Here is an 8,695-nt window from a genome sequence, read left to right on the forward strand (position 1 = left end):
TGAGGAAAGGGATCAGCTGCCGGTGACCGCGGCCCGTAGGGCGCCGGTCCGCAGCATCTCGGCGACCGCCTGGATCTCCAGGTCCATCGGCCGGTCCTGCTCGACCGTCGGGATGCCGGCGCGGACGGCGGCGTGGGCGCGGGCGGTGTGCCGGCCCAGCCGCTCGGGCCCGACGATGTCGGCGGCCTGGCACAGGGCCAGCAGGTGGATGGCGGTGACCTCGGTGACCAGCTGCCCGACGGTGCGGGCGTGCCGGGCGGCGATCGTGCCCATGCTGACCTTGTCCTGGTTGTGCGCCTCGGTGGAGCGGGAGAACGAACCCGCCGGGGTGGCCAGGTGCAGGGCCTCGGCGGTGAGGGCGGAGGCGGCGATCTGGGCGCCCTTGAAACCGTGGTGCACACCGGCGGCCGGGTGGTCGGGGGCCACCCGGGCGATCAGGTTGGGGGTCAGGTCGCGGTTGAACTTCTCGTCCACCAGCAGGGCCAGCTGGCGGTCGAGCAGGTCGGCGACGCTGGCGGTGGCGGTGCTCAGCGCCTGCGCGGCGTGGGCCACGTGGCCGCCGTAGAAGTTGCCGCTGTTGTGCACCCGGCCGGCCTCGGCGTCGAACAGCGGATTGTCGTTGGAGGAGTTGATCTCCCGTTCCATCCACTGCTCGACCCAGCCCATGGTGTCGCGCAGCACCCCGATCACGTGCGGGGCGCAGCGGATCGAGTACGGTTCCTGGATGCGCTGTTCCAGCTCCAGGTAGGTCTGGTCGCCGCTCAGCCCGGCGGCCATCAGGTCGTCGTCGCCGACCGCCAGGGCCGAGCCCTCCAGCAGGTCGGAGATCCCGACCGCGCTGGTGATCTGCCCCGGGTGCGGCTTGTGCAGGTGGGGGAACGCGCTGAACTGGTCGCGGCTGCCGCCCCGGACCTCGGTGGCGAAGGCGGTGCACAGCTCCGCGGCCCAGGCGATCTCGGTGGCCTCGGTCAGCGCCAGGGTGGCGAAGGCGGCCATGAACGAGGTGCCGTTGACCAGCGCCAGGCCCTCCTTGGCCTGCAGTTCCAGCGACTGCAGCCCGTTCGCCCGCAGCGCCTCGGCGGCCGTGGTGGTGAAGTCGTTCCAGCGCACCTGCCCCTCGCCGGTCAGGGCCGCGGCCAGGTAGCTGAGCGGTGCCAGGTCGCCGCTGGCGCCGACCGATCCGCGCTCGGGGATCTGCGGCAGGACGTCGTGCTCGAGCAGGTCCAGGATCAGCCGCACCAGTTCCTCGCGGATCGCCGAGTTGCCGCGGGCGGCGCAGTTGGCCCGGATCAGCATGGTCGCCCGGATCACCTCCGGCGCCGCCACCGGCCCCACCCCGACCCGCAGGAAGCGCAGCAGGTTGCGCTGCAGTTCGGCGGTCTTGGCGGCGCCCACCTGACGGCCGCTGCTGTCACCGAAGCCGGTGGTCACTCCGTAGATCGGGATCCCGGAGTCGATCATCTGCTCCTTCACCCGCACCGACGCCTTCATCCGCACCGCGGCGTCACTGCTGAGCGCCAGCGCGAAGGAGCCCGGCCGGGACGCGACCCGGGCCACGTCGGCCGGGCTGAGGGTGTAGCCGTCGAGCACGATCCGCTCGGCGACGGCGTCGGCCGGGGCCGTCGCGTCGACCTGCAGGGTCGAGGTTTCGGGTGCGTCCATGGCCTGATCTCCTCACGTCCGCCGGTGCCGTCCACTGGCACTCCCCCACTATCCGTGGGCAGCGCCTGTGTACTTCCCTAGTCCTCAGCCGGTCACGGTGGCGACCAGCAGCGCGTAGCCGACCTCGTCGGTCTCGCACATCAGCCCGATGAAATCGACCACGGCGGACTGGTTCCCGGGATCGGTGAGATCCAGTTCGCCGGTGGCCGGCAGCGAGGCCGCCTCACCGGCCGCGACCGCGGCCAGGAACCGTTCGCGCACGGCCCCGAACGTCCGGGGCAGCACCTCCGAGCTGATGTCGCGCCGCTCGGCCAACTGCAGCCCGGCCGCCTCGAAGAGCCCGGGATACGCCTCGAACGAGCACGGCGGCGTCATCATCCACATCGGCGCCAGAAGGTCGAGCACCGGCGGTCCACCGGCCGGTGCCGGCGCCCGCCGGTACACGTCCGTGGCCACGACGGTGCCGCCGGGGCGCACCACCCGGGCCAGTTCGCGCAGCACGGTGGGCCGGTCCATGTGGTGGATGGACTCAAGGGCGTAGGCCGCATCGAACGAGTTGTCCTCGAACGGCATGTCCATCGCGTCGGCCACCCGGAACTGCAGCCGGTCGCCCAGGCCCGCGCAACCCGCTCGCACGGTGGCGGTCTCGGCCTGGCGGGCGCTGACCGTGATGCCCAGGACCGAGGCGTCGCCGGAGCCCCCGATCCGCACCGCGGGAACCCCGGTACCGCAGCCCACATCGAGCAGGCGCGCCCCGGGCGGGATCGCCAGCCGGTTGTGCACCAGGTCGGTCAGCTGGTCCGAGGCCTCCTCCAGGGTGGCCGGGTCGGCGTCGTCGTGCCAGTAGCCGAAGTGCAGGATCTCCAGGCCGAGCCGGTCGTAGACGGACTCGATCTCGCCCGGGTCCAGGCGCTCCTGACCGGCCGTGGTCGCACTCTCGGGCATCGCTGGTCCCCTCGTCACAGTCTCGGAACATTCTCGGAACTCATTGCCCGGCGCCGGGGACGGCCGCCGTCAGCAGCAGGTAGCCCACCTCTTGGGTGCCGGTCATGTGCCGGGCGAAGTCCAGCACCGCCCGCTGGTTGGCCTCCACGGTCAGGTCCAGCCGCCCGGCGCTGGGGATCGAGGCCGCCTGACCGCTGTCCAGGGCGTGCTGGATCTGCCCGAGCACCTCGGTGAAGCTGCGCCGGATCACCTGGGCGGTCACGTCGTTCAGCTCCAGCAGCTCCAGGCCGGCCTGTTCCAGCAGCCCCGGGTACTCGTCCAGGGCGATCGGCGGGCTCATCCGCCACATCGGGACCAGCGCGTCCATCACCGGTGGCCCCTGGGGCGGGGCGGGAGCCCGGCGGAAGAGGTCGGTCAGCACGATCCGGCCGCCGGGGCGGACCACCCGGGCCATCTCGCGCAGGGCGGCGAGCCGGTCCATGTGCTGCACCGACTCCAGCGCGAAGGCGTGGTCGAACGAGTCCGCCGGGAAGGGCAGAGCGGTCGCATCGGCCCGCTGGAACCGCAGACGCCCGGCCAGACCGGCTTTCTCGGCCCGGCGGGAGGCCCGGCCGATCTGCTCCTCGCTCACGGTGATCCCGGTCAGCTGCGCCCCGGTGGTCTCGCCCACCCGCAGAGCCGGTGTCCCGTTGCCGCAGCCGACGTCCAGCACCGACGACCCGTCGGCCGGCCGGAGCCGCTGCAGGACCAGCTCGGTGAGCCGGGCCGAGGCCTCGGTGAACGAGCTGGGGTCCGACTCGTCGTCCCAGTAGCCGAAATGGAGGACGTCGTGCTCGAGTTCGTCGTACAGCTCACCGACCTCTTCGGTCCGGTCGGGTACGGCGGGCGGGGCCTGGGCGGTTTCCTGGATCATGGACTTCCTTCGGTCGGGAGGTCAGGACTGGACGGGCTCAGGCGTAGGCGGCGACCATCCACTCGGTCAGGCCCTGCGGATCGCGCTCGTCGAGCACGGTGGACGGCGACAGCTCGAGGCCGGTGGCCCGGGAGAGCAGGTAGCGCAGCTCCATCACCGCGAGCGAGTCGAAACCCATCTCCAGGAAGCCCTGTTCGGTGTCGACCGCGTCTGCGTCGGAGTGCCCGAGGATGGCTGCGACCCGCTCGGTCACGAGCGCCTGCAGTTCTTCCCGGCGGACCGCCTCGGGCAGGACGCGTAGCTGGTCGTAGCGGCTCTGGGCCGAGGGGGCGGACGCGGCACGGGGACGCTGACCACGGCGCAGGTTGCGCAGCAGCGGGATGTCCCGGGCCCGGCGCAGGGTGTTCAGGTTGAGGCGGGTGGCCACCAGTTCCGGCCGGCCCAGGCCGATCGCCGCGTCGAACAGGGCCAGGCCGTCGGGCTGGGCCATCGGCGGCAGACCGGTACGGATCATCCGCTGGATCTGCACCTTGGCCAGGTTGCTGGTCATGCCGGCGCCCTGCGACCAGGGGCCCCAGGCGATCGCGGTCGCGGGCAGACCGGCCTGGTGCCGGTAGCGGGCCAGGCTGTCGAGGAACACGTTGGCGGCGGCGTAGCTGCCCTGCCCGGCCCCGCCCAGGGTGCCTGCCACCGAGGAGAACAGGATGAACTCCTCCAGCGGCAGGTGCTGGGTGAGCTCGTGCAGCAGCCAGCCGCCGTCGACCTTCGGGTGCAGGACGGAGGAGAGACTGTCCGGGCTCACTCTGGCCACGATGCCGTCGTCCAGGTACCCGGCCGTGTGGATCACGGCGGTCAGCGGGTGCTCGGGCGGGATCTCGGCCAGGAGCGCGGAGAGGGCCGTGCGGTCACCGGCGTCGCAGGCCGCGATGTGGGCGGTGGCGCCCAGGGCGGCCAGGTCTTCGCGCAGGTCCCGGGCGCCGGGCGCGTCCAGGCCGGCGCGGCTGGTGAGAACCAGGTGCCTGACCCCGCGCTCGGTGATCAGGTGGCGAGCCAGGCGGGCGCCCAGGCCGCCGGTGCCGCCGGTGATCAGGACCGTGCCGTCGGGGTTCCAGGACCGGGGCCGGCCCAGCGGTGCCTGCCGGCTGATCCGGGGCTCGTGCAGAGCCCCCGCCCGGACTGCGACCTGGAGCTGCCCGGTGGCCAGTGCGGCCTGCACGACGGCGTCGGAGCCTTCGGAACCGTCGTCGAGGTCGAGCAGGACGAACCGGTTCGGGTTCTCCGCCTGGGCCGAGCGGATCAGCCCCCAGGCCGTGGCGGCGGCCAGGTCGAGCACCGGGTCGTCGTCCGTGACCGCCATCGCGCCGCGGGTGAGGAAGACCATCCGGGCGGTCTTGAAGCGTTCGTCCTCGATCCACTCGTGGATCAGGCCCAGCGCCCGCCGGGCGAGCTGGTGCACCGACTCGATCATCGGCAGGCTCTGGTCGCGATGCAGGTCGACCACCACGGCGTCCGGGCCGGACTCCATCGCCGACAGCGGCGAGCGGTACGGCACCACCTCGAGCCTGGTGTCCTGGGGAAGGTGCTCGCTGCCGGGAATCCGGTTCCAGCTCAGCCGGAACAGTGACGTGGCCGGTGCGTCGCTTCCGTGGGGTCCGGCCGGGAGGGCCGAGGGCTCGCACACCCGGAGCGAGTGCACCGACAGCACGGGCTCGCCGGCCGCGTCGAGACCCACCAGAGACACCGTGTCCGGCCCGGTCCGGGTCAGCCGCACGCGCAGGACCGACGCCCCCTCCGCGTGCAGGCTCACTCCCTGCCAGGCCAGCGGTGCGGCCGCCACACCGGTCAGGGGCAGCACACCCAGGGCCGCGTCCAGCAGGGCCGGATGCAGACCGTAGGCCTCGGCCTCCTCCTCAGGCCGGGCCACTTCGACGAACACCTCGTCGTCGCGGCGCCAGAGACCGCGCACCATTTCCGGGCGTCGGCCGGCCACGTCAACGGCGAGGGCGCCGCTGGGAGGCCAGACCGGTGAGCCGGAAGCCGCCGAACCCTCGCCCCCGGCCACCAGCACGCCCTGGGCATGCTCGGTCCACTCCTCCTCCGGCGCGGCGTCGGCGGCCCGGCTGAAGATCCGCACCCTGCGCCGGGCCTGCTCGTCAGCGTCGCCCAGGGCGACCTGCACCGTGCGGGCGATCTCGGAGGAAACCCGGAGCGGTGCGGTTAGTTCCAGGGTTTCCACCCGGTCGCAGCCGACCTCGTCGCCAGCCCGGATCGCCAGCTCCAGAAGGGTACTGGCGGGCAAGCCGGCCTCGTCGTCGGTCCGGTACGCCTCGAGCCAGGACTGACTCTGCAGGGACAGGCGGCCGGTGACCAGCATCCCTCCCCCGGCCGCAGGAACCAGCCCGGCGCCGAGCACGGGATGCTCAAGGGTGTCGGTGATCCCGGCGGCGCCCAGGTCGGTGGCGCTGCCGTTAGGGGCGGGGGCCGGCCAGTAGCGCTCGTGCTGGAAGGCGTAGGTGGGCAGAGAGACGACCCGCCCGGCCGGGAGGATCTGCGCCCAGTCGACCGCCAGTCCGCGCACGTGCAGCTCGGCCGCGGCGCGGGTGGCACTGTCGGTCTCGTCGTGGTCGGCACGCAGCAGCGGGTGCACGGTGGCGCTGGATCCGTTGTCGGTCAGCACTTCTGCCGCCATCGCGGCCAGAGCGCCGTCGGGGCCCAGGGTCAGGTGCGCGGCGCCGACGGCGATCCGGTCGGCCACTCTCAGAGCAGCATCGAAACGGACGGGTGCGGTCACCTGGGTGACCCAGTGGCCCGGATCGGTCAGGTCGGCGGAATCGTCCCCGGTGACCGTGGAGACGATCGGGATCGACGCCTCCTGGAAGTCCAGATCCGCCACCAAGGTGGTGAACTCGTCCATCATTGGTTGCATGAGCGGTGAGTGGAAGGCGTGCGAGACGTTGAGCCGGCGGGTTCGGTCGAAGCGGCCGGCGACGGCCAGCACCGCGTCCTCGGCACCGGAGAGCACGACCGACGTAGGCCCGTTGACGGCTGCGACGGACACCTGGCCCTCGAAACCGGTCAGATCGATCGCGTTCTCGGGCGCCTGGACGGCCACCATCGCCCCGCCCTCCGGCAGAGCCTGCATCAGCCGGGCGCGGGCAGCCACCAGCCGGGCCGCGTCGGGCAGGCTGAGCACACCGGCCACGTGGGCGGCCGCGATCTCCCCGACCGAGTGCCCGACCAGCACCGCCGGGCGCAGGCCCCAGGAGCGGGCCAGGCGGTAGGAGGCGACGTGCAGGGCGAACAGAGCCGGCTGGGCCAGCCCGGTGCCCGCGAGTTGCCCGGGCTGCCCGGACCGCACGTCCTGGGTCAGCGACCGGCCCAGCAGCGGGTCGAGCGCCGCTGCGACCTCGTCCCAGGCTTCGGCGAACTGCGGGAAGCGTTGATACAGAGCTTGTCCCATGCCGCTTCGCTGCCCGCCCTGCCCGGAGAAGAGCATCACCGAGCGGGTGCGGGCGCTGCGGCGGCCCTGCACCACGGCGGCGTCCAGGCGTTCCTCGGCCAGCGCGTGCAGGGCCGAGGCGGCGTCGGCCGGGCTGGAGGCCAGAACCACGGCGCGGTGATCGAAGGTCGATCGGGTATGAGCCAGGGAGTGGGCCACATCGGTCAGGTCGATCCCGTCCTGGGCGGGGTCCCCCAGGAAGTCGGCCAGGCGGGCAGCCTGCCCCCGGAGCCCGGAAGCCGAGCGGGCCGACACCAGCAGCGCTGTCGGCTGCGGGCCGGAAGTGCTCTCGGGCCGGGGCGAGTCGGTGGGCGGGGCCTGTTCCAGGATCACGTGCGCATTGGTCCCACTGATCCCGAAGGCCGAGACCCCGGCCCGGCGTGGGCGTTCCGGCTGCGGCCAGTCGACGGCCTCGGTGAGGAGACGGACCGCACCGGACGACCAGTCCACGTGCTGCGAGGGCCGGTCGACGTGCAGGGTGCGCGGCAGCCGCGCGTTCTGCAGCGCCAGGATCATCTTCAGCACCCCGGCCAGGCCGGCGACCGCCTGGGTGTGGCCGAGGTTCGACTTCACCGAGCCCAGCCAGAGCGGGTTCTCGCGGTCCTGGCCGTAGGTGGCCAGCAGGGCCTGGGCCTCGATCGGGTCGCCCAGCGTGGTGCCGGTGCCGTGCCCCTCGACCGCGTCGACGTCGCCCGGGGAGAGCCCGGCGGCGGCCAGGGCCTGGCGGATCACCCGCTCCTGGGCCGGGCCGTTGGGCACGGTCAGGCCGTTGGAGGCACCGTCCTGGTTGACGGCCGAGCCGCGCAGCACGGCCAGGACGTCGTGCCCCAGCCGCCGGGCGTCCGAAAGCCGTTCCAGCAGAAGCACGGCCACGCCCTCGGACCAGCCGGTGCCGTCCGCACCGTCGGCGTAGGACTTGCACCGGCCGTCCACCGCCAGGCCTTCACTGAAGCCGGCGAACGCGCCCGGAGTGGTCATCACGGTCACCCCGCCGACCAGAGCGCTGGTGCACTCCCCGGCCCGCAGCGCCTGCGCGGCCCAGTGCATCGCCACCAGCCCCGACGAACAGGCCGTGTCCAGGGTGACGGCCGGGCCCTCCAGACCGAAGGTGTAGGAGATCCGTCCGGACAGGACGCTGGCCGGCAGACCGGTCATGGCGTGCTGCTGCACCTGCGGGCCGGCCCCGGCGACCACGTGGGTGAAGTCCTGCCCGTTGGTCCCGACGAACACGCCGGTGCGAGTGCCCCGCAGGGAGAGCGGATCGATCCCGGCCCGCTCCACCGCCTCCCAGGTCACCTCCAGCAGGTGCCGCTGCTGCGGGTCCATGGCCAGCGCGTCGTTCGGTGAGACCCCGAAGAAACCGGCGTCGAAATCTCCGGCTGCGTCGAGGAATCCACCGGCGAGGTGGTCCATGTGGGTCAGCGGCCAGCCGCGGTCCGGCGGGCAGGGCGACATCGCGTCGCGGCCCTCGGACAGCAGCTGCCACAGCTGTTCGGGCGAACCGACCCCGCCCGGGAAGCGGCAGGCCATCGAGACCACCGCGATCGGCTCGTGCCGGCCGGACTCGGCCTCCTCCAGGCGCCGGCGGGTCTCGTGCAGGTCCGCCGTGACCCACTTCAGGTAGTCGACGATCTTCTGGTCGTCCGTCATCGCGACACTCGCTTTCGCAGGGATAC

4 protein-coding genes and 1 pseudogene are annotated in these 8,695 nt (G+C 72.8%); all 5 read right to left on the reverse strand.

Annotation, left to right across the window (positions count from 1 at the left end):
* Positions 1-12: 12 nt before the first annotated feature.
* The gene (locus QSK18_RS11090) at positions 13-1,662 is read right to left on the reverse strand and encodes an HAL/PAL/TAL family ammonia-lyase (protein ID WP_285618488.1); all 1,650 of its coding nucleotides are present in this window, start codon (positions 1,660-1,662) and stop codon (positions 13-15) included.
* An 84-nt stretch (positions 1,663-1,746) separates the two neighbouring features.
* Positions 1,747-2,607 (reverse strand): SAM-dependent methyltransferase, encoded by an 861-nt coding sequence (locus QSK18_RS11095; protein WP_285618490.1) that lies wholly within the window; start codon positions 2,605-2,607, stop codon positions 1,747-1,749.
* Between the two features lie 40 nt (positions 2,608-2,647).
* Entirely contained in the window at positions 2,648-3,520 is an 873-nt protein-coding gene (locus tag QSK18_RS11100) for an SAM-dependent methyltransferase (RefSeq protein ID WP_285618492.1), read from the reverse strand.
* A 37-nt stretch (positions 3,521-3,557) separates the two neighbouring features.
* A complete protein-coding gene (locus QSK18_RS36260; protein WP_502894183.1) occupies positions 3,558-5,489 on the reverse strand; it encodes a type I polyketide synthase in 1,932 nt (643 codons plus the stop codon).
* A 159-nt stretch (positions 5,490-5,648) separates the two neighbouring features.
* A pseudogene (locus QSK18_RS36265) lies at positions 5,649-8,693 on the reverse strand (type I polyketide synthase); the annotation flags it as partial.
* Positions 8,694-8,695 lie beyond the last annotated feature (2 nt).

The sequence above is a fragment of the Kineosporia sp. NBRC 101677 genome, from assembly GCF_030269265.1.
In the GTDB taxonomy this organism is placed as follows: Bacteria; Actinomycetota; Actinomycetes; order Actinomycetales; family Kineosporiaceae; genus Kineosporia; species Kineosporia rhizophila.

Bases quoted from the DNA above. Each gene is read 5' to 3' on its own strand.
- QSK18_RS11090 (WP_285618488.1), bottom strand. From the start codon at position 1,662: ATGGACGCACCCGAAACCTCGACCCTGCAGGTCGACGCGACGGCCCCG.
- QSK18_RS11095 (WP_285618490.1), bottom strand. From the start codon at position 2,607: ATGCCCGAGAGTGCGACCACGGCCGGTCAGGAGCGCCTGGACCCGGGC.
- QSK18_RS11100 (WP_285618492.1), bottom strand. From the start codon at position 3,520: ATGATCCAGGAAACCGCCCAGGCCCCGCCCGCCGTACCCGACCGGACC.
- QSK18_RS36260 (WP_502894183.1), bottom strand. From the start codon at position 5,489: ATGGTGCGCGGTCTCTGGCGCCGCGACGACGAGGTGTTCGTCGAAGTG.